Origin of the sequence: Lentibacillus sp. JNUCC-1 (assembly GCF_009741735.1) — a bacterium.
GTDB lineage: Bacteria > Bacillota > Bacilli > Bacillales > Amphibacillaceae > Lentibacillus_B.
Genome location: NZ_WHOH01000001.1, coordinates 612,156 through 631,824, shown reverse-complemented (window position 1 = coordinate 631,824; position 19,669 = coordinate 612,156). Strand labels below are relative to the sequence as shown.

Below are 19,669 nucleotides of genomic sequence, written 5' to 3'. Positions count from 1 at the left end.
TGATTTTCTTGAACAGATGTCGCACTTGAGCTGTGATAAAGTTAAAGCGACTGTCCGCAGCGGAAATCACCCTACGCTTGTCACGCACACTGACTTATCTTTTCACTTAACAGCCAGAACAAGTTTTCTTTATGTTGCAGTATGTGTCTGCTATGCGACAAGGATTATAAACGAAGCAACGTTTTCTCACTCTCCGTTGTTGGTAAAACTGTTCCTTTTTTGTCAAGGTGTTAAACATACCAGCTAAGCCTCGGGACCTATGGCAAAATACGGCTCTGGCTCATTACCCAAATGTCTTGCCTCCAGTATGATTAGGTTAAGAAAGGAGGCGGGCACATGAATAAGTTTCTATTATTTGCCGGCGGATTGGTAGCGCTTATGGTTTTGATCGTCAATCTTGGTCCGATGATTCTGCTTGGACTGAGTGTGTGGTTGTTGTATCTCGTCTTTAAGCAGTTCGTCAAATCTGATTCAACAGCCGGAAAAATCGGCTGGGTCGTGGTTGGTCTGATTGTCGCAAGCATGGCACTGTCAAATATTTACGCATTGATCGGTTTTGCGGCTGGTTACGTGTTGTACCTGATCGCTAAAAAGTGGAAAAAGTCCCCTGATTATGATGGATCATTTTCGGGTGGCGGGGACGATCCGTTTACTAACTTTGAGCGACAGTGGGCAGATTTAAGCCGGTAGTTTCAGAGGATTATTTAAAAAGGAGCGGAATAACATGACTAATATTTTCACAAGGATTAAAGACTCTATCTCAGCTGATTTGCATGACATGATGGACAGAAAAGAACAGGAGAATCCAATGGCATCGCTGAATCAATATTTGCGGCAAAGTGAGCAGGAGAAGGAAAAGGTCAAAAGACTCTTGGACCGCCAGTACCGCTTGAAAGACGAATTCACACGCGAATATCACAGGGCACAGGATCTTGCGAATAAGCGCTATCGGCAGGCAACCGTTGCTGAACGTGCTGAGGAAGTAGAATTGCAGGAATTCGCGATGAAAGAACATGAAGAATATCAGGCACGGGCAGACCGTATGAAAGCTTCACGTGAGGAAGCGGCGGAACAGCTTGAGCAGCTGGAACAGAAGTATGAAGATATGAAGCATAAATTGAAAGACATGCATTTGCGCCGCATGGAATTAATGGGCAGGGAAAATGTGGCCCGGGCAAATCATCAGATCACCAGGGTTGTCGAGGAAGTGCTGGACAAGCCTTTCTCCAAGTTTGCCGAGATGGAGCAATATATCGAAGGACTGGAGTATAAGGTTAACAACGCCTACTACAGCAGCACCTTCGACAGCAAAATGGCCAGAGTTGAGCGCGAACTCAAAGAAAAAGAGCGCACCAGCTGACGCACATGACAACTTAACGTATAATAAAGAAAGAATAGAAGTGACAGGCACTTGTCGCCCGACAAGTGCCTGTCACTTCCCGAAATTTGTCGAATGCTTTTTGGGGAGGAGGGCCGCTGATGTTTCATCGTTTGACGACAGATACATTGAACTGGATTTTGATCATCGGAGTGGTCCTCTTTGTTATAGAGATTGCTTTTTTTCATGGTGGAATGATCTTTTCTGCCCTGTTTGCCGGCGTGTTCATTTACATTGGGTGGAAGCATTACCATGAATTATGGGGCAAGATCATTTTTTGGCTTGGAACAGTGGGGTTGTTGCTGTCGGTTCTGAACATGCTGGCCGTAAGGTTTTTCATCATTGCCGCTGTCATTTTCTTCTTTGTCCAATATTCGAAGTCGAAAAAGGAAGGCGCTCATGTCAAGCCGATTCTGCCTGGCCATCAGGAAGTCATCACAGATCCCCTTGTTAAAGTTGAAACTCTGTTTGATCATCGTGTGTTTGATGATCAGAAAACAGCGGAAACGGCCTATCAGTGGCGTGATATTAACATCCATGGCGCGTTTGGAGACAGGGTTATTGACTTAAGCAACACGGTGCTCCCTGAAGACACAGCCATCATTTCGATACGGCATATCGTCGGAAATATCACCATTTATGTGCCCTATGAAGTGGATGTGAGCATTCATCACAGCTCGGTGTTTGGTAGGGCCCATATTCTAGGCAAGCATCACCTCAACCTTATGAATCAATCATTCCATTACCAGACACCAGGTTATGATCAGGCACGGACACGGGTTAAGGTTGTCACATCAATTCTTTCAGGCGATATCGAGGTGACACGAATATGAGCACCTTAATACGCCATATTTTAACAGCTATCTTATTCACGTTGATTATGTCCCTTATGATTGCCGGTACCGTGCTTGCTGCTTTCCCGCCTGACGATTGGGCACTCGTTTTACACAAAACGCTATACGATATCCCCTTACTCGTCTATTTAGGGGACTCCCTGTAGTAGCCGGTACGATTATCGGCATCATTACCGCGCTGTATTGGCGGCAGCGGTTGCAACAGATCGAACGGCAGCTTGATGACGTCGCTAAAGGCCGAAAACCTGCACAGGATGAACCTTACAAAGAGTTAAAAGCCGTTCAGAAAAAGGTTGAAAACGTTCAAGAAAAAATTCGCATCCAAACTGAAAATGCCCAGCGGCTTGCATCAGAACGGGCCAGTGAACGGGAAAAGAGTCTTCAGGAAGTGGTGGAGCAGGAACGTAACAGGCTGGCTCGTGAATTGCACGATTCCGTTAGTCAGCAGCTGTTTGCCGCCTCAATGCTGATGTCGGCGATCAACGAGACGAACCCACCAGAAGAAACGGGTGTTCAAAAACAGCTGCAAATGGTGGAAAAAATGATTCATCAGTCTCAGCTTGAGATGCGGGCTTTGCTGCTTCATTTGCGTCCGGTTGCACTGAAGGGGAAGGCGCTTCAAGAAGGTGTGGAAGAACTGCTTGTAGAACTGCAGCAAAAAGTCCCGCTCGACATCGATTGGCAAATTGAATCTTTTCCACTTGATAAAGGCGTTGAAGATCACGTTTTTCGTATTTTACAGGAAGCTGTTTCCAATACATTGCGGCATGCTGAAGCATCAACATTAAATGTCATGCTCATTGCCCGTGACGGGATGGTCATCATGCGTGTTGTCGATGATGGTGTCGGATTTGATGTCGAGCAATCGAAAACAAGTTCCTATGGCATGGAAACCATGCGTGAACGCGCTCTGGAAATCGGTGGCGAGTTGAAGGTGATCAGTCTGCCTAATCAAGGAACACGCGTTGAAGTCAAAGTACCCACTTGGGAAAAAGAAGGTGAAACACATGATTAACGTTTTGTTTGCAGATGATCATGAAATGGTCCGCATCGGGGTATCGGCCTATTTATCCGGACAGCCCGATATCGAAGTCATCGCAGAAGCAAGCGACGGCGGGGAGGCAGTGGACCTGGCCCTCGAGTTGAAACCGGATATTATTCTGATGGACCTTGTCATGAAAGAAATGGATGGCATCGAAGCGACAGAAAAGATTATCGCCCAATGGCCAGAAGCTAAAATCATCATCGTGACCAGTTTTCTGGATGATGAAAAAGTGTACCCTGCCCTTGAAGCAGGCGCGGTCAGTTACATGCTTAAAACATCCAAAGCCAGCGAAATCGCCAAAGCCATCCGTTCCACGCATCAGGGCCAATCGATTCTTGAGCCCGAAGTCGCTGGAAAAATCATGACCAAAATGCGCGGCGGGCAGCCGGAACTTTTGCATGAACAATTAACAGACAGGGAGATGGAAGTGCTTCTGTTCATTGCTGAAGGTAAGACGAATCAGGAAATCGCCGAGACATTGTTTATTGCCCTGAAAACAGTGAAGGTTCACGTGAGTAATATTCTCGGTAAACTCCAAGTTCAGGACCGTACCCAGGCAGCGATTTACGCCTACAAACATGACCTTGTAAAATAGCTTTCAATCAAAAGGAGGTCGTATTTTGAGTGAGCGCTCTGAAATAGAAAAACTTTGGCGGGAAGAAAAGTATGCGGTTATGCTGCACAGTCAAAAGCACTACATCATCATCAGAGAAACATTGAAAAGAGACAGCTCACTTTCCGAAGTCGAGCGTTTGATTGCCGATGCAAAAGCCCACCTCCCGACACAGGGCTCTGTCCTCAACGCCTGCCAGCACATGTGGGGGTATTTCAAAAAGCAAGCCACCCCAGAGGAAAAGGCCAGATTCGCCGACCTTCAGCAAGCTTATCAGAATGGGGAAGTTGAACGAGAAAAACTCCTCCATTTCATCAAACATCTGGCAGAAAAATACCAAGTCACTTACTTAATCAACAGCACCATCCTTCAGCCATATACATGAAAGCAACTGTCCTGCTAGCCAGAACAGTTGCTTTTTAATTGATAAGATTATTTTCTAATACGACATGTTATGTTTTATCAATACACCGTGGGGGTATTGGGCATAATAGAAGCAAATCATACCGAAAGTGAAAGGAGGCCTATAATGGCACATTCACATAACCACGCGGAACATCATGAAAATCATGATCATGACAGCCACGGTGATCACGATCACCACGACCACGGTGATATGGTCAAAGATTTTCAGAAGCGCTTTTTCATATCGCTTATTATAACCGTACCAATCTTGATTATGTCACCGATGATCCAAAGTTTTATCGGCGTCGACTGGCGGTTTACATTTGACCAATACATCGTGTTTGCCTTATCGACGTTCATCTTTTTTTACGGTGGCTGGCCATTTCTGATAGGTGGCTACAGTGAAATAAAAGATAAAAATCCCGGCATGATGACCTTGATCGGACTGGCGATTCTCGTTGCCTATGTGTACAGTTCCATGACCGTTTTCGGCTGGGAAGGAAAAGACTTCTTCTGGGAACTGGCGACACTGATCGATATTATGCTGCTCGGCCATTGGATTGAAATGCGATCAGTCATGGGCGCTTCCAATGCCCTGGAAGAGCTGGTGAAATTGATGCCTAATGAGGCTCATAAACTCGACGATGAGGATCAGGTCACAGACGTTCCAACCTCAGACCTCCAACAGGGTGACCGGGTATTGGTTAAACCGGGGGAAAAGATTCCGGTGGACGGCACTATTTTTGATGGGGAATCAGCGGTTGATGAGTCCATGCTGACAGGCGAATCCATGCCGATTGAGAAAAAGCTCGATGATGAGGTGATTGGCGGTTCTGTGAATAAGGAAGGCTCTTTGAAAATTACGGTGGAAAAAACAGGTGAAGATTCCTATCTGTCACAAGTCGTCACCATGGTCAAAGAAGCACAGGAATCCAAGTCTAAAACGCAGGACCTCACAAATCGCGCCGCTAAATGGTTGTTTTACATTGCGCTTCTATCTGGCTTTGTGACACTTTTCATTTGGCTGGCACTAGGCTATGCGTTTGATGTGGCGCTTGAACGCATGGTAACAGTGATGGTTATTACATGTCCGCACGCACTCGGCCTCGCCGCGCCACTCGTTGCAGCGGTATCAACATCCATTTCCGCTAAAAAAGGACTCTTGATCCGCAATAGAGCACAGTTTGAAGGCGCACGAAATCTGGATGCCGTCATTTTTGACAAAACGGGCACCCTGACGAAAGGGGAATTTGGTGTAACCGAAATCGTACCAAGTTCAGGCTACAACGAGACAGACGTTCTCCACTGGGCAGCCAGCTTGGAGCAGAATTCCGAGCATCCTATTGCCACAGGTATTGTGAACAGTGCCAAGGAACAAGACATTAAACTCAGCCGTGTGGAAACATTCGAATCGATCACCGGAAAAGGCATCCAAGGCACAGTTCAAGGCTCTCAAGTCAACGTCGTCAGCCCAGGCTATGTACAAAATCATAACTTGACGTATGACGAAAAGCGATTCAATGCTTTATCCGAAGAAGGCAAGACGGTCGTATTTGTCTTGGTGGATGACACCTTGGTGGGTATGGTTGCACTTGCGGATATGGTGCGTGACACGGCAAAAGAAGCGGTTGCGTCACTCAAGGAAAAAGGCATTGTTTCAATTATGCTTACCGGTGACAATGAAAAAGTTGCCCACTGGGTCGCACGCCAGCTGGAGATTGATGAAGTATACGCAGAAGTGCTCCCAGATGAAAAAGCTGACCAAGTGACAAAGGTGAAAAACAAAGGCTGGAAAACAGCGATGACTGGTGACGGTGTCAATGACGCACCAGCCCTTGCTACAGCAGATCTCGGCATCGCCATTGGAGCTGGAACAGACGTGGCCATGGAATCAGCAGATGTCGTTCTTGTCAAAAGCAATCCGAAAGACGTGGTTTCACTCGTTGACCTCTCGGGAAAAACTTACCGTAAAATGGTACAAAACCTTTGGTGGGCTGCCGGGTATAATATTATTGCAATTCCACTTGCAGCAGGGGTGCTGGCACCGATTGGAATCATACTCAGCCCAGCCGTCGGAGCGGTGCTGATGAGCCTAAGCACCATTATTGTCGCGATCAACGCCAAGCTGCTGAAAGCTTAAAATGTTCAATTGATGTGTAACGTATTGAAAATGCGGGTATCAAAAACGTGTACAATATTTGAGGCAACACAATCTTCAGTGGTAAACTGAAGTTGTTAGCACAAGCATTAACAAGACTTTATATAAAGGAGAATTCATGATATGCAAACCACATTAGATGTAACAGGCATGACATGCGAACACTGTGAAAAGGCAGTAAAGGGCGCACTCGAAAATCTCGAAGGCGTGCAAACTGTTGAAGTCAACCTTGGCACAGGCAAAGTCGATGTTTCATACGACGATGCGTCTGTCACTATCGCTCAAATGCGTGAAGCTGTTGAAGATCAGGGGTATGATGTTGTTGTATAAACGATAATCATAAGGAACCGGTTCCCTTTTGTTGGGGGCCGGTTTTTTGAGTTGGGAATCATTCCAAAAAGGCAAGGAAGAGGTCAACGCAAATAAAATCTTAAGAATTGTAGTTGTCTTACTTCAAGCACCTGCAAATCCCAATACTTATGTTATAGTGTTTTGATAGAACTATTAAATACATTAAAGGGGAATTGTAACATGAAAAAAGAAGCTGTTTTATCTGTGAGTGGTCATCTGGAATCTAATCTGAAAAATACTGTAAAGGTCAGGAACCTTGATCCTTTTACGGTTGACGAGCCTGAGCGGCTGGGTGGGGGAAACTCTGGACCAAATCCACTTGAATATTTCTTGGGAAGTCTATCTGCCTGCACCTCAATTATGGTTGCTAAAGTTGCCAAAGAACAGGGTTTTACATATCAAGGACTTGAATTCTCAGCCGATGGTTCACTTGACCCGAGAGGATACTTGGGTGTAGCAGATGTTCAGACCTATTTCCAAAAGGTGGATCTTACTATTATACTAGATACATCTGAGAATCAAGATGCCATTGATCAATTGCAGTATGTCGTTGAAAAGAGATGCCCGTTATTTAATTTATTGAAAGATGCGGGTGTTGAGATCAATAGCAGTTGGACGGTTAAAGTCTAGAAAATAAATGTCACAATTATTTGATTAAAAACTCGACGAACATTCTGTTTATACTGTTTGCCGAGTTTTTTAAATTAATCGTTTGAAACTTAATTAGAACTTGTAAAACACCGCATTTCACATTATAATTAATTTGTATCCAACTTTGTGAAGTGTTGAGCATGATAAAATTAAGTGGAGGGATTTGAATGAGAGCAGCAGTGGTCAGTTCATCAAAAGACAAATTAATAGATGTAAAGGAGATGCCTGTACGAGCTCTAGAATCTGGAGAAGCACTGGTGGATGTGGAGTATTGTGGGGTCTGTCATACAGATCTCCATGTTGCAAAAGGAGACTTTGGTGCTGTCCCAGGTCGGGTTATCGGTCATGAAGGTGTTGGGGTCGTAAAAGAAATCGCAGCCGATGTTACCAGTTTGAAAGTGGGAGACCGAGTCAGCATCGCTTGGTTCTTTGAAGGCTGTGGTACCTGTGAATACTGTGTCACAGGCCGAGAAACATTTTGCCGCTCTGCTAAAAATGCAGGATTCAGTGTAGATGGTGCCATGGCTGAACAATGTATTGTAGCAGCGGATTATGCTGTCAAAGTACCAGAAGGCCTGGATCCACAACAAGCAACAAGTATCACCTGTGCCGGCGTTACCACTTACAAAGCGATTAAGGTTGCAGCGGTTAATCCAGGGGAATGGATGGTCATTTTCGGTGCTGGTGGTCTCGGAAACCTTGCCATCCAATATGCCAAACGCGTTTTCAATGCCAAAGTGATCGCTGTAGATGTGAATGATGATAAATTGGAACTCGCTAAAGAAGTCGGTGCTGATTTAATCTATAACGCCGCTAAACTTGACAATGTCGATCAGCTTATCCAGAAAGAAGTTGGTGGGGCCCATTCAGCTGTAGTTACGGCCGTATCAAAAGCCGCATTCAATCAAGCCGTTAACTCGGTACGTCCAACCGCCAAAGTCGTCAACGTTGGGCTACCTCCAGAAAAAATGGACCTTGATATCATCAAAAGCGTTCTCGACGGCATCGAAGTCATCGGCTCCCTCGTCGGAACCCGAAAAGACCTTGAAGAGGCCTTTATGTTTGGTGCAGAAGGCATCGTCGTCCCAATCGTCCAACCTCGTAAACTGGAAGAAATTAATGAGATCTTTCAAGAGATGGAAGATGGGACCATTCAAGGACGGATGGTTATTGATATGAGTTTGTAAGATAGTATTCCAGGCTCTCTCTTGAGAGAGTCTGGATCTATTATTTGTTCTTACATTTTTTACTAACTTCATAGATGAAATTACTTGGTGATACCTCTCCTTCTACACAGATAGTACCTGCTATATCGTAATCATCTGTTTTTTTAAATTTGGCATCTTGAAATATATTTATAGATGCATTATTTTCTATTTCGAGGGCACCATAAAAGAATCCGTTTTGGGTAATAAATACTTCAGAGTTTTTGTCTAAAACTAGGTCTTTATTAAAAGTCCCATTTCCTTCTATTTTTATTTCAGCTCCAGCATTATCGTCTTCTCCCACTTCTACATCTCCGTGGAAGAAGGCACTTTTTCTAATAATTAATTTTGCTTTTTTTTCTAATTCTACTTCTGCGTCGTCATTGTCCTCGCCTTCTTTGCCTATGAAAAAAGCGTTTTCGATTATCTCTAAGCGAGAATGATCTTCTAGATCAACTTCTTCATGAAAAATGGCACTCTTACCTACTAAGATAGACCAATGTTCCTCTGTCTCAAACTCTTCATCTGAAAACAAATCTTTTTCAATTTTAATATCATAATGTTTTTTATTGTTTACATCTGGTTCTTTCATGTCATTGGTAATCCATAGTGCACCATTAATATTATGATGTTTTTTCTTTGGTTTACAGTTTTTTTCGTATTTCTTTCCTGACCACTTTACATTTCCATCACTATCACAAGGAAGCTCATCTATTTCTTTACCCCATTCGTAATCCTCCAACTTAGGTGGTTGTGCCTTCCTTGATTTTTGTAAGGAAATTTCTTTTTTATCCGTCTGCTTCCAAGTCGATTCCACAGTAACTTCTTGTGGGCCAGCTGAGGTAGTAAGCTTTACAGAAAGCGGTTTTTCAAAATTCACGCCTTCAATGTAATTATTTTTTATATTAAGGAACTTCCCGTCGTTCTTAATCTCAGTACCCTGAACCGACAGCCCCAGCGCTTCCAAATCCACATACAAATCCCCTACACCTGTCCCACTATAATAAGCTTCCCGCATTTCACTCATCAGCACATTCGTCTTCTGCTGCAAACTAATATCCCCACTAACAGACTTTTCGCTACTAGACATTGAGCTGATCAGACTTCCGCCAAGCACGATGACGATCGAAAATAGAGCGAGTGCGGCGAGTAGTTCGACTAGGGTCATGCCGTGTTCGTTTTTTAATTTGGGCTGTATCATGTTATCACATCCAATATAATGGTATAATAGTCCTAGACTGTATGTATAGAAGATTGATAGAAAGATGTCGTAAGCTTTCAACTGATCTCTTTCTTTGTTACGCTAAGATTACAAATGCAGGTCCTCGGGGAGTGAGTCACATGCGGATGCCTACATCTTTTTCCAGAGAAAATGGTTTTACCCTTATAGAGATTATAACATCTATTGCGCTTTTGGCTATGGTTGTTGCTGTGATGTTGCCGATTTTTCCACAAATTATGACATGGTCTCAGCAATCTGAGGATCAATTGACGTCTAGCAATCTTCTTGGACAAGTGATGAATGATGTTGAAAATATAGATTTGCCGAATGTTCCAGACTGCCCAGGCGCACGTACATATGGCGAACTCGGGAGTTTTTCAACCTATCAAGTGGATGGCAGGACATATACGGTCAAGCTGGATGTGTGCCGAGAAACTGATGTGTCGTTAAACAGAGCTAAGATCCGCATTTTCGCTCCTGACGGGAAACGCCACAGTGAAAAGTATACATATATAAAGGCAGGTGCTGATGATGAAGCATCTGAAGAATGAGCGGGGAGCGGCGCTTGTACTTACGATTATGATCATAACGTTAATGCTTCTTTTCACGCTGACGTTGACCTATCAAGTGATGAACACGAGGAAACAGGTAGAGACGACAGAGGAAACGATCGAAGCACGGTCTTTAGCGGAGATGGGTGTGACGTATTATCAGACACTTGTTGATGAAACACTTGATGGTCAAGAATTTGAAACGATCCAAGATGTTGTGAACAAACTTCCGGAACCACCTGAAAAAACGATTGAAAACAATACGTATTTTGAAATCACCAACGTCACCCAAAATGAGATAAGCGAGGACGAGCTGGAAATCACTTTCACAAGCATCGGTACAGCTCAAGACCGTACAGCCGAAATCGAACAATCGATCACAATCACACTCGAATAAATGTCATGACAATGCAGGGGGAAATAGATATGGCACAACGAAAACGCCTTGGCGATCTGCTTCAGGATGCAGGGCTTGTTACTGAGATACAGATTGAAGATGCTATTGAGCATAAGAAACCGAATCAGAAGCTCGGCGATGCGCTGCTTGAGCATGGTTACATTACAGAGAAACAGCTTATTGAAGTGCTCGAATTCCAGCTGGGGATTCCGCATGTGTCGTTGTATCAATATCCGATTGATGAACGGGTGCTTGGTTATGTGACGCGTGAATACGCCCAAGAACAATATATTATGCCGCTTAAAATTCAGGATGATCAATTGATGATTGCCATGAAGGATCCTATGGATTATTTTGTGATTGACGATATGGAATTGTCGACGGGGTTGCCGATCTATCCGGTTATTGCAACACAGGATGATATTTTATATGCAATCAACAAGCATTATTACAAACAGGAAGATGAGATGGCGGCCACAATGACAGATGATGGTGCCGGGACGTCTGTCATCGAGTTGCTGGATCAAATCCTTACGACCGGCATTCAACTGAAAGCAAGTGACATTCACTTGGACCCGCAAGAAGCGCATGTCGATGTGCGTTACCGGATTGATGGTCAGTTGCGCCATGACAAGGTTGTCCCGAAAAGTGTGCAGAATTCGTTAATCGCCCGGATTAAAATTCTCGCGGACTTGGACATTACCCAAACCCGTCTGCCTCAAGACGGACGGATTAAAACAACGATCGGTGTGACACCCGTGGACTTGCGGATTTCTTCGCTTCCGACTGTAAACGGGGAGAAAATCGTGATCCGGGTGCTGGATTTGTCCAACGCCCTCCGGCAGATTGGCGAACTCGGATTTTCACAGGAGAACTTGGGTAAGTATAAGCAATTATTGGGCTTGCCATCAGGGCTCGTTCTGTTGACAGGGCCGACGGGTTCGGGTAAGACATCAACTTTGTATGGCTCCATTCACGAGCTGAATCAGGAAAATGTCAATATGATCACAATCGAGGATCCGGTCGAATTTCAGATGGAAGGCGTCAACCAAGTGCAGGTGAACCCGAGTGTGGGCTTAACATTTGCATCAGGCTTGCGTTCCATTTTGCGCCAGGATCCGAATACGATTATGATCGGGGAGATCCGGGATAGGGAAACCGCCGAAATTGCCATCAGAGCTTCGTTGACCGGTCATCTCGTGTTCAGTACCTTGCACACGAACAGCGCCCTCGACGCGATCCCCCGCCTGATTGATATGGGGATTGAGCCGTATTTGGTTGTATCATCCTTGAATGGGGTTGTGGGACAGCGGCTTGTAAGGCGCATTTGCCGGGATTGCAAAGCAGAGCATGAACTCACATCTATGGAACGTGATATTTTCAAAAAGTACAACATTGAAGTTGACCATATTTATGAAGGAAAAGGCTGCAGCAGCTGTCATTATGTCGGCTACCGGGGACGTATGGCGGTGCATGAGGTGTTTGTCGTTGATGATACAGTCAGAAGTATGCTGCTCAACGAACGCTCCATGGCGGATATACGGACATATGCAACAGAATCCGGCATGAGCTTCCTGATTCACGATGGTTTGGAAAAAGTTAAAAACGGTCAGACGACACTCGAAGAAATCATGCAAGTGTCGATTCGGTTGTAAAGGCGGTGCAGACGATGGAAGAACAATTGCAGAAATGGCTGACAGATGCGTTTCACCAAGGGGCTTCTGATGTGCATATGACTGTCGGCAAAGCACCGGTTTTTCGGGTGAACGGTGAGCTGTTTGAACAGAAAACAGAGCAGCTGCGACCTGTCGATACGGAAAATATGGTCCGCTCGTTGCTGACAGATGATGAGTGGGGGATTTTGCAGGAAAAGCGGGAGCTCGACTTTTCCCATGGCATTGCCGGCATATCCCGTTTCAGAGTGAATGTGTTTTATCAGCGCGGCGCATTGTCACTTGCTTTCAGAGTGGTGCCAACGCGAATCCCGTCGATTGAAGAACTGCATTTGCCGCCGATTATGAAAGACATTACGACGCAAATGCAGGGGCTTGTGCTTGTCACCGGACCGACCGGAAGCGGTAAGAGTACGACACTGGCCTCAATGATCGCCCATATGAATCAGACGATGGACAGGCATATCATTACACTGGAAGACCCGATTGAATACATACACAGCCACAATCAATCCATTATTGATCAGCGGGAAGTCGGTTTTGACACAAACAGTTTCCTGAACGGTTTACGAGCCAGTCTCAGACAGGATCCGGATGTGATTCTGGTAGGGGAAATGCGCGATCTTGAAACCATTTCAACAGCAATCACGGCTGCTGAAACCGGCCATCTTGTGCTAGCGACATTGCACACATCCGGCGCGGTGTCGACGATTGAACGGATTATCGATGTATTCCCGCCACAGCAACAGCGTCAGATCCGGCTGCAGCTTGCTACGATTTTAAAAGCGGTCGTATCGCAGCGGCTTCTTTTGACAAAAGATGGCCTTGGCCGGCGAGCAGCAACCGAGGTTCTGGTCAATACGTCGGCGGTTAAAAATCTGATCATCAATGAAAAATTACATCAAGTCCAAAACGTCCTGCAGACCTCACGCGCACAAGGCATGCACACGCTGGAAATGGATTTGAAACGCCTGTTGCATGAAGATGTGGTCTCATACGAAACGGTCGCCCCGTTTTTGAGTGTCCAATGAAAGGGAGGGAGAGCGGATGAACTTTCAATACACCGGCAAACGTTTGTCCGGACAGCGTGTGAAAGGGAAAATCGAAGCCGAAACCGAACACGAAGCCCTGACCCTGCTTGAAAAAAACGGCCTTGTGATTGTTGATATTGCTGAAACAAAACCATGGAACAAAGATATTATCGTTAATCGCAAGCTGAAAAATGCCGATTTCGTGATCTTTCTCAGGCAATACGCCACGCTCATTAATGCCGGCATTTCGATTTCGGAAGCCACGAAAACGATGGCTAAGCAAACGAACAACCATGCACTTAAGTTGGCGCTTGAAGATATCGATAAGCATCTCGATAAAGGGGAGTCACTCTCGGTCGCCGCAAGTGAGCACCCGAACATTTTCCCTGAGCTGCTCGTGAACATGATCTATGCCGGGGAGGCGAGCGGAAAACTGGATGAGATTCTCAACCAAATGGCCGATTACTATGAAAAAGAACATACCAACCGGCGGAAATTGATCTCTGCTTTGATGTACCCGGGGATTGTAGGCATTATCACGGTTTTCCTGACCATCTTTCTGCTCGTCTTTATCGTGCCACAGTTTGTATCGATGTTTCAGTCATTCGGTGAAGAGATTCCGGCTTTTACACAGTTGGTATTAAGCTTGAGTGATGTGGTCAGTGCGTATTGGTGGATCGCAGTCATTCTCATCGTGCCGGCTGTGCTGATTTATAAATATGTGATTCAATTTCCGGAAGTGGCGTATCAGGTTGATCTTATTAAGATTCGATTCCCGTTCCTTGGACAGCTCGCACACAAAGCCGTGCTCGTTCGCATGACGCAAACGATGAGCACGCTGGTCAACAGTTCCGTGCCAATCTTGCAAGCAATGGAAATTACTGAACGTGTTGTTGGTAACAGAGTGATGCAAGACGTTTTAAGAGGATCGCGCGAATCCCTAGAAATTGGTGAGTCGATTACCCGTCCCATGCAAGGACACTGGGCATTTCCGCCACTGATCGTGCAAATGATGCAGATTGGTGAAAAAACCGGAACACTGGATCACATGCTGCAAAAAGCGGCTGATTTTTACGAGGAAGAACTAGAGCAACTGTCTAACCGGATTAAGACATTGATCGAACCACTTATGATTATTGTGCTGACTGTAATTGTCGGCAGCGTGATTATGGCAGTTGTCATTCCGATGTTCTCGTTGTTTGAAAACATTCAGTAATAAAATTGTAAAGTAGACGGGTATATGTGACAGAAATTGAAGTATCATGTAAAAACTTGTCTAAAGAGGTAGATTTTATTCTATGAATCTAGTACAATGAAAGTAGGACAAAAGTAGTGGTGCAAGGAAGGATTATCTGTATCTGGGCACTTGGATAATCTGGAGCAGCTAGTGCAACCGACGCTCAAAAACCTATTTACATAAAGGGGAGAAGCGTTATGTTGGAAAGATTGAAGAGAAGATTTAAACAGGAAAAAGGGTTTACCCTTGTTGAGCTGTTGGCTGTTATAGCGATTTTGGGAATTATTTTAGCGATTGCCATACCTAGTATTGGGAATGTGATTGATAATTCTAAGAAGGATGCAGATCAAGCTAACGTTGATTTGATATTAAATGCTGCGAGACTTGCCTACCTAGAAGAAGGACAACCAGACGAAGGAGCCACTTACACTGTTTCGGATCTAAATACAAAAGGATATCTTGCTGAAGTCCCTACAGAACCTGGAAATGAAGAAAGTGTATACTCAGGTGAAGTAACCGTATCTAAATCAGGAACTAAAATAACCTATCAATTTGATGGGGCTGCTTACCCTGAAGATACTGATGCTGAAGTTGGATCTGCGAGTGATGATACCTAAATAACTTACGCATAAACAAAACGCCTTGCAAAACCTGCAAGGCGTTTTTCAAAGCTAATATGTTACACTCATACATACTACATTATTCCTTAAGCAGGTGATCTTTTGGGCATTTTTAACAATAGCAGGGTCAATATGGTCGTAACGAACCGGGTGATCCGCTATGCTTTTCATAAAAATCATACACCCGACAGTATCGTTGTCCACGGGGAACGGGAATTGCCGGAGGGGACGATGCATGACGGGAAGATTGCCGATCCGAAAGCATTTGAGAATACGGTTCAGCAATTGGTTCAGGAACATCGCTGGAAACGTAAAGACTTAGCGTTTTGCTTGGTCGATGATACAGTCGTAATCCGAGATTTGGACGTCCCAGCAACGCTGTCCAAAGAAGAGGCTGTGGGATATGTGCGGACACAGATTGGCAACAGTTTTTATTTGCCGTTCAACGATCCCGCGCTCGCGATCGATCTGCTCGACAGTGAAGAAGGGACAACGAAAGTCCGGGTTTACGCCTATCCGAAAGATAAAATCAATACATATAAAAAAGCTTTTTCAGATGCAGGGCTGCAGCCGGTGATTGCCGATTTGACGTCGCTTTCTGTGTATCGTTACTTTTATCAAACAGCTGAAAACCCTGCTGAGCATGTGTTGTTGATTCATTGGAACCGGGATGCTTTAATGCTGACGGCGTTCAAGCACCATAAAGCTGTTTTCAGCAGATACATGAAGATTGCAGCTGACGAAGAGATGACAGCGGAACAGGCAGATCAAATCATCAACGAATATATCATTGAAATTAATCGGATCACCGATTTTTATCAATACTCGATCACAAAGGGCGTGCATCGGGTTGAACAGTTGGTCGTATCAGGCGATTTCTCATTTTTGCCAGTGGTGAAGCAAAAGCTTGCTGAACGTTTGACTTTACCGATCCATGATTTTCCGGAAACAGAGCTGTCTGATGCGTATATCGATGTGATTGGACTTGGTTTGAAGAATGGCAGTTAGAAGGTGGGCATGAGATGAATACGGAAATTAACTTTCTAGAAAAACAACAGAAACAAACGCGTCTGCCTGTTTTCCTGCTGGCCATTTTTCTCATCTTAATTGCCATCGTGATCACGCTTCTGTTTGTCCAGCGGCAAAGCTTAAACAGCGCGATACAGACAGAAAAGTCGACACTATCGAATTTGCAAGTTGAAGTGGCTGAACAGCAGGAAGCTAATGGTTCAGCACGACAGCTGGAAAGCACGCGGGATGCTTTGACCGCCATTGAGCAAAATGCGGTTCCGACAGTCAGCTTGTATGAAAATGCCCTTAACACCCTGGGGGATCCGAAGCAGTTAACCAGCATCACCTACAGTGGCGGGGAAGATTTTCAAGTTGAAGCAGCATTCGCATCACTGGAAGCAGTATCCGATTATCTTGATAAATTGCTTCAGGAACCGTATATGCTGGATGCTGAACTCACTGATGTGTCTAGAGATGGGGATGGCTATACGGCGCTGTTAACGCTGTCGATTGATTCGGGAATTTTGCGTGAGGAGTTGAGTCCGGATGCTGAGTAATTGGAACAGAACCCATACGCTCATATTAGTCGTCGTAATCGGCATTGCTGGACTGTCATACTTTTTTGGATACCGCACATTCGTAGAGCCGCTGCAGACTGATCTAAAGACGGTTGAAGATGAGACACAGCTTTATGAAACCCAGCTTTCACAGCTGACTGGCGAAGAAACAATGGATGATGAGCTGACGCGCGTTGGCGAACAGGTGCCGGCTGAAAAAGAACCGCAGACGGTTTTGAATGAATTAAGACAAATGGCGACACGCTCGAAAGTCGATATCGAATCAATTGTGTCGAGTTCCGGGGAAGCTGCCGAAGAAGCCCAGCTGAATGAAGCCCGTTACAGCCTTGAAGTGCATGCTAAAGCATTAAAGGAAATCAACGCATTTATGCACGCGGTAGAGAGCGGGGAGCGGTTTATGCGGATTGATGCATTGACTGTGGAACAGGATGGGTCAGTGGATTTATCGTTGGAGATTACAACGTTTTATTCAGGATAACTGCAACATTGAAAAAGATGAGGGGAAATGGACATGGTCGTTCATTTCTCTTTTTGTTTACAGACTTATGCGTGGCCGGATCGTTCATATGAGGTCGGCTGTCCGGCCGATTCTGTGAATGAAAATATCGCTTAACTCATGCCCATAGTGGTTTTAATGCGTTGAATATCTGCTCTATTTTTCCAAATATCATCTTTCATAATGGCCATACTAGCAGATTGTTCGGCGAGCTGTTCTTTAAGTGCACCAAATTCTTTTGCAGTAGATACAGTAAGCCCGTCCACTTCTGCTTTTAAGTGCTCCTGACCAGATCGTAATGCAGTTAAAATTTGACCGTGTTCATGCAGCTGTTGGCCATGTGTATCTAATCTTTCCAATATAGACTCAAGCATGCTGATAATCTGCGTTTCTTTATCCATTTCCACACCTCCTCAGTAGTGTCCATTATACCACAAACCTCTACGAACAAAAGATGACAATTTTCGCTTCGTTATGCTCGTTTTTCAGCTTTGAGTTTCAGGTTATCCTGTATTTTCATATGATTCGCCGATATATATCCCGAAATCGCCGATATAATTTCAAAAACGCCGATATACCTCCTGAAATCGCCGATATCTAATGTGTATTCTCCGATATAATCAAGAATAAGCTCCTACAAGAAAAGAAAGCCGCTGCAAAAGCGGCTTCCTTCTTTTCAGAACTATTTAATCTCCGTAAACATCCCCGCATAAAACTTCACTTCACCAGTGCTGTTTTCAATGGCGTTAATGGTGATTTTTTCCTTATAGACTTCTCCGTCTTTGCGTTTGTTCCAGATCTCGCCGTTCCAGTAGCCATCACGTTCAATGGTGCGCCACATGTCGGCATAGTACTCTGCATCGTGTTTGCCGGAAGAGAGGATGCTTGGCTTTTCGCCAATCACTTCATCTTTATCATAACCAGTGACGTTGGTAAATGCTGTGTTGACTTCCTGAATTACACCGTTTTTGTCGGTCAGCATGACACCGTCAGACAGACTTTCAATGATGTTTTTCTCAAGTCCGACTTTTTCCTGATAGTACATGAAAATGACGATAACGAAACAGACAATGGCCAGTTCAGACAGCAGCATAAAGGCAATCGCATAGTGCCCGGTAATGTTAAATACGGTCGTCAAAAGCAATGGCGGGAAGAAACCGCCCAGACCGCCCATCGCTGAAACAATCCCGTTTACAATTCCGGATTGTTTGGAAAAATACAGTGGCACCAGTTTGAACACCGTACCGTTTCCGACGCCGACTGAAACGGCTACAGCCAAAGCCCCGACTGAATACCAGAGCAAGTTGGGGAGAAGGACAGCAGAATACCTGAAAATGCCACAGCGACAAAAGTAAACATCAGGATAATAAACGGATTGAATTTATCCGCCAAAAAGCCACCGATCGGGCGCAACAATGTTGCGAGCAAAATAAATCCAGCGGTGCGCAAGCCTGCATCTGAAGGGGTTAAGTCAAAGTTGTTCACCAGGAAGCTCGGAAGAAAGACGGTGAAGGCAACAAATGCCCCGAATGTAATAAAATAAAACAGGCTTAGAAACCATAGCGTTGTATTTTTATAAACGCTTTTAATCTGTTCGGCCATTGAAACTTTGACTTTCGCTTCAGAGCGGTCACCCAGAACAAAAGTGAGCACGATAAAAGCGAGCAATAAAATCAGGTAGAGCCGAACCGTAGTTTGCCAGCCCAGTTGAGCAGCCAGAACTGGTGCCGCAAACGTGGTAATCGCTGTACCGAGGTTACCGACGGCGTAGATCCCGTTGACAAAGCCCATGCGTTCTTTTGAGTAATATTTGGGCAGGGAGGTAACCCCGATTGAGAACGTCGCTCCACCGACCCCAAGAATGAGACCGCCAATAACAAGATCGACGAACGAATCCGCGATGCTGATGTAAAATACGGGCGGCAGCAAAACAATAAAGCTTATGATAAATAAAGTTTTGGCCCCAAGCCGGTTCGTATAAAAACCAATAGGGACACGCAACACAGACCCGAGGATCACGGGAATGGCCGTAATAATGGATGCTTGGCCTGCAGTGAGTGCGATATCTTCCTGAATGCTAGGCATCAATGAAGAAATCAAAACCCAGACCATAAAGCCGACGAACAGGTTAGTGGTTTGTAATGAAAGCTGTAACCCTGGTTTTTGCATCATAATTCATCATCCACCTCTCGA

The 19,669-nt window shown here is 44.9% G+C and carries 23 protein-coding genes, 1 pseudogene and 1 riboswitch; of the genes and pseudogenes, 20 read left to right on the top strand and 4 right to left on the bottom strand.

The window, feature by feature from the left end; genetic code table 11:
* The first annotated feature begins 336 nt into the window (after positions 1-336).
* From JNUCC1_RS03025 to adhP, 11 genes are all read left to right on the top strand, one after another.
* A complete protein-coding gene (locus JNUCC1_RS03025; RefSeq protein ID WP_156643980.1) occupies positions 337-690 on the top strand; it encodes a lmo0954 family membrane protein in 354 nt (117 codons plus the stop codon).
* A gap of 34 nt (positions 691-724) precedes the next feature.
* Positions 725-1,360: a PspA/IM30 family protein gene (locus JNUCC1_RS03020; protein WP_156643979.1), complete on the top strand. Its 636-nt coding sequence runs from the start codon at positions 725-727 to the stop codon at positions 1,358-1,360.
* Between the two features lie 119 nt (positions 1,361-1,479).
* A complete protein-coding gene (gene liaF, locus JNUCC1_RS03015; protein ID WP_156643978.1) occupies positions 1,480-2,211 on the top strand; it encodes a cell wall-active antibiotics response protein LiaF in 732 nt (243 codons plus the stop codon).
* Positions 2,208-2,378, top strand: coding sequence for a hypothetical protein (locus tag JNUCC1_RS19130; protein ID WP_331713578.1), 171 nt, complete (start codon positions 2,208-2,210; stop codon positions 2,376-2,378). The genes liaF and JNUCC1_RS19130 overlap by 4 nt, the downstream gene beginning before the upstream one ends.
* A 50-nt stretch (positions 2,379-2,428) precedes the next feature.
* The gene (locus JNUCC1_RS03010) at positions 2,429-3,247 is read left to right on the top strand and encodes a sensor histidine kinase (protein ID WP_331713577.1); all 819 of its coding nucleotides are present in this window, start codon (positions 2,429-2,431) and stop codon (positions 3,245-3,247) included.
* Positions 3,240-3,872: a response regulator transcription factor gene (locus JNUCC1_RS03005; RefSeq protein ID WP_156643976.1), complete on the top strand. Its 633-nt coding sequence runs from the start codon at positions 3,240-3,242 to the stop codon at positions 3,870-3,872. Before JNUCC1_RS03010 ends, JNUCC1_RS03005 begins: the two co-directional genes overlap by 8 nt.
* Positions 3,873-3,897: 25 nt before the next feature.
* Complete coding sequence (locus JNUCC1_RS03000) at positions 3,898-4,275, top strand: YbgA family protein (RefSeq protein ID WP_156643974.1); 378 nt, start codon at positions 3,898-3,900, stop codon at positions 4,273-4,275.
* Positions 4,276-4,419: 144 nt separating this feature from the next.
* Positions 4,420-6,435: a heavy metal translocating P-type ATPase gene (locus JNUCC1_RS02995; RefSeq protein WP_156643972.1), complete on the top strand. Its 2,016-nt coding sequence runs from the start codon at positions 4,420-4,422 to the stop codon at positions 6,433-6,435.
* 141 nt (positions 6,436-6,576) lie between these two features.
* A complete protein-coding gene (gene copZ / locus JNUCC1_RS02990) occupies positions 6,577-6,783 on the top strand; it encodes a copper chaperone CopZ (RefSeq protein WP_156643970.1) in 207 nt (68 codons plus the stop codon).
* A 201-nt stretch (positions 6,784-6,984) separates the two neighbouring features.
* Positions 6,985-7,434 carry an OsmC family protein gene (locus JNUCC1_RS02985; RefSeq protein WP_156643968.1) on the top strand — a complete coding sequence of 150 codons (450 nt, stop codon included), beginning with the start codon at positions 6,985-6,987 and terminating at the stop codon, positions 7,432-7,434.
* A gap of 188 nt (positions 7,435-7,622) precedes the next feature.
* The gene (gene adhP, locus JNUCC1_RS02980; protein ID WP_156643966.1) at positions 7,623-8,642 is read left to right on the top strand and encodes an alcohol dehydrogenase AdhP; all 1,020 of its coding nucleotides are present in this window, start codon (positions 7,623-7,625) and stop codon (positions 8,640-8,642) included.
* Positions 8,643-8,682: 40 nt separating this feature from the next.
* Here the strand turns inward: adhP and JNUCC1_RS02975 are convergent, their stop codons facing one another.
* A complete protein-coding gene (locus JNUCC1_RS02975) occupies positions 8,683-9,861 on the bottom strand; it encodes a prepilin-type N-terminal cleavage/methylation domain-containing protein (RefSeq protein WP_156643964.1) in 1,179 nt (392 codons plus the stop codon).
* Positions 9,862-10,001: 140 nt separating this feature from the next.
* Here JNUCC1_RS02975 and JNUCC1_RS02970 point away from each other — a divergent pair, with 140 nt between their 5' ends.
* The 9 genes from JNUCC1_RS02970 to pilO all read left to right on the top strand — a co-directional run bounded on the left by JNUCC1_RS02970 (position 10,002) and on the right by pilO (position 17,458).
* Positions 10,002-10,433 carry a type II secretion system protein gene (locus JNUCC1_RS02970; RefSeq protein ID WP_197431605.1) on the top strand — a complete coding sequence of 144 codons (432 nt, stop codon included), beginning with the start codon at positions 10,002-10,004 and terminating at the stop codon, positions 10,431-10,433.
* On the top strand, positions 10,411-10,830 hold the full coding sequence (locus JNUCC1_RS02965; RefSeq protein ID WP_156643961.1) for a hypothetical protein: 420 nt from the start codon (positions 10,411-10,413) through the stop codon (positions 10,828-10,830). The genes JNUCC1_RS02970 and JNUCC1_RS02965 overlap by 23 nt, the downstream gene beginning before the upstream one ends.
* A 29-nt stretch (positions 10,831-10,859) precedes the next feature.
* Positions 10,860-12,485 (top strand): GspE/PulE family protein, encoded by a 1,626-nt coding sequence (locus tag JNUCC1_RS02960; RefSeq protein WP_156643959.1) that lies wholly within the window; start codon positions 10,860-10,862, stop codon positions 12,483-12,485.
* A 14-nt stretch (positions 12,486-12,499) separates the two neighbouring features.
* Entirely contained in the window at positions 12,500-13,534 is a 1,035-nt protein-coding gene (locus JNUCC1_RS02955) for a type IV pilus twitching motility protein PilT (protein WP_156643957.1), read from the top strand.
* 16 nt (positions 13,535-13,550) lie between these two features.
* The gene (locus tag JNUCC1_RS02950; protein WP_156643955.1) at positions 13,551-14,750 is read left to right on the top strand and encodes a type II secretion system F family protein; all 1,200 of its coding nucleotides are present in this window, start codon (positions 13,551-13,553) and stop codon (positions 14,748-14,750) included.
* A 108-nt stretch (positions 14,751-14,858) separates the two neighbouring features.
* A riboswitch (cyclic di-GMP riboswitch) is annotated at positions 14,859-14,941 on the top strand.
* 27 nt (positions 14,942-14,968) lie between these two features.
* Positions 14,969-15,388, top strand: coding sequence for a competence type IV pilus major pilin ComGC (locus JNUCC1_RS02945; RefSeq protein WP_156643953.1), 420 nt, complete (start codon positions 14,969-14,971; stop codon positions 15,386-15,388).
* Between the two features lie 135 nt (positions 15,389-15,523).
* Complete coding sequence (pilM, locus tag JNUCC1_RS02940) at positions 15,524-16,399, top strand: type IV pilus biogenesis protein PilM (protein ID WP_231746957.1); 876 nt, start codon at positions 15,524-15,526, stop codon at positions 16,397-16,399.
* Positions 16,400-16,413: 14 nt separating this feature from the next.
* Positions 16,414-16,959 carry a PilN domain-containing protein gene (locus JNUCC1_RS02935; RefSeq protein ID WP_156643949.1) on the top strand — a complete coding sequence of 182 codons (546 nt, stop codon included), beginning with the start codon at positions 16,414-16,416 and terminating at the stop codon, positions 16,957-16,959.
* Positions 16,949-17,458, top strand: a complete 510-nt coding sequence (gene pilO / locus JNUCC1_RS02930; RefSeq protein WP_156643947.1) for a type 4a pilus biogenesis protein PilO — start codon at positions 16,949-16,951, stop codon at positions 17,456-17,458. The genes JNUCC1_RS02935 and pilO overlap by 11 nt, the downstream gene beginning before the upstream one ends.
* Positions 17,459-17,589: 131 nt before the next feature.
* Here the strand turns inward: pilO and JNUCC1_RS02925 are convergent, their stop codons facing one another.
* The 3 genes and pseudogenes from JNUCC1_RS02925 to JNUCC1_RS02920 all read right to left on the bottom strand — a co-directional run.
* A complete protein-coding gene (locus JNUCC1_RS02925; protein ID WP_156643945.1) occupies positions 17,590-17,877 on the bottom strand; it encodes a hypothetical protein in 288 nt (95 codons plus the stop codon).
* 281 nt (positions 17,878-18,158) lie between these two features.
* The gene (locus JNUCC1_RS18450; RefSeq protein WP_231784134.1) at positions 18,159-18,458 is read right to left on the bottom strand and encodes a PAS domain-containing protein; all 300 of its coding nucleotides are present in this window, start codon (positions 18,456-18,458) and stop codon (positions 18,159-18,161) included.
* Positions 18,459-18,500: 42 nt separating this feature from the next.
* Positions 18,501-19,645: pseudogene (locus JNUCC1_RS02920) on the bottom strand (nitrate/nitrite transporter); the annotation flags it as partial.
* Positions 19,646-19,669 lie beyond the last annotated feature (24 nt).

What these genes read in the sequence shown, in the direction of transcription:
- JNUCC1_RS03025 (WP_156643980.1), top strand. Translation starts at nt 337, where the DNA reads ATGAATAAGTTTCTATTATTTGCCGGCGGATTGGTAGCGCTTATGGTT.
- JNUCC1_RS03020 (WP_156643979.1), top strand. Translation starts at nt 725, where the DNA reads ATGACTAATATTTTCACAAGGATTAAAGACTCTATCTCAGCTGATTTG.
- liaF (WP_156643978.1), top strand. Translation starts at nt 1,480, where the DNA reads ATGTTTCATCGTTTGACGACAGATACATTGAACTGGATTTTGATCATC.
- JNUCC1_RS19130 (WP_331713578.1), top strand. Translation starts at nt 2,208, where the DNA reads ATGAGCACCTTAATACGCCATATTTTAACAGCTATCTTATTCACGTTG.
- JNUCC1_RS03005 (WP_156643976.1), top strand. Translation starts at nt 3,240, where the DNA reads ATGATTAACGTTTTGTTTGCAGATGATCATGAAATGGTCCGCATCGGG.
- JNUCC1_RS02995 (WP_156643972.1), top strand. Translation starts at nt 4,420, where the DNA reads ATGGCACATTCACATAACCACGCGGAACATCATGAAAATCATGATCAT.
- copZ (WP_156643970.1), top strand. Translation starts at nt 6,577, where the DNA reads ATGCAAACCACATTAGATGTAACAGGCATGACATGCGAACACTGTGAA.
- JNUCC1_RS02985 (WP_156643968.1), top strand. Translation starts at nt 6,985, where the DNA reads ATGAAAAAAGAAGCTGTTTTATCTGTGAGTGGTCATCTGGAATCTAAT.
- adhP (WP_156643966.1), top strand. Translation starts at nt 7,623, where the DNA reads ATGAGAGCAGCAGTGGTCAGTTCATCAAAAGACAAATTAATAGATGTA.
- JNUCC1_RS02975 (WP_156643964.1), bottom strand. Translation starts at nt 9,861, where the DNA reads ATGATACAGCCCAAATTAAAAAACGAACACGGCATGACCCTAGTCGAA.
- JNUCC1_RS02970 (WP_197431605.1), top strand. Translation starts at nt 10,002, where the DNA reads ATGCGGATGCCTACATCTTTTTCCAGAGAAAATGGTTTTACCCTTATA.
- JNUCC1_RS02965 (WP_156643961.1), top strand. Translation starts at nt 10,411, where the DNA reads ATGATGAAGCATCTGAAGAATGAGCGGGGAGCGGCGCTTGTACTTACG.
- JNUCC1_RS02960 (WP_156643959.1), top strand. Translation starts at nt 10,860, where the DNA reads ATGGCACAACGAAAACGCCTTGGCGATCTGCTTCAGGATGCAGGGCTT.
- JNUCC1_RS02955 (WP_156643957.1), top strand. Translation starts at nt 12,500, where the DNA reads ATGGAAGAACAATTGCAGAAATGGCTGACAGATGCGTTTCACCAAGGG.
- JNUCC1_RS02950 (WP_156643955.1), top strand. Translation starts at nt 13,551, where the DNA reads ATGAACTTTCAATACACCGGCAAACGTTTGTCCGGACAGCGTGTGAAA.
- JNUCC1_RS02945 (WP_156643953.1), top strand. Translation starts at nt 14,969, where the DNA reads ATGTTGGAAAGATTGAAGAGAAGATTTAAACAGGAAAAAGGGTTTACC.
- pilM (WP_231746957.1), top strand. Translation starts at nt 15,524, where the DNA reads ATGGTCGTAACGAACCGGGTGATCCGCTATGCTTTTCATAAAAATCAT.
- JNUCC1_RS02935 (WP_156643949.1), top strand. Translation starts at nt 16,414, where the DNA reads ATGAATACGGAAATTAACTTTCTAGAAAAACAACAGAAACAAACGCGT.
- pilO (WP_156643947.1), top strand. Translation starts at nt 16,949, where the DNA reads ATGCTGAGTAATTGGAACAGAACCCATACGCTCATATTAGTCGTCGTA.
- JNUCC1_RS02925 (WP_156643945.1), bottom strand. Translation starts at nt 17,877, where the DNA reads ATGGATAAAGAAACGCAGATTATCAGCATGCTTGAGTCTATATTGGAA.
- JNUCC1_RS18450 (WP_231784134.1), bottom strand. Translation starts at nt 18,458, where the DNA reads ATGCTGACCGACAAAAACGGTGTAATTCAGGAAGTCAACACAGCATTT.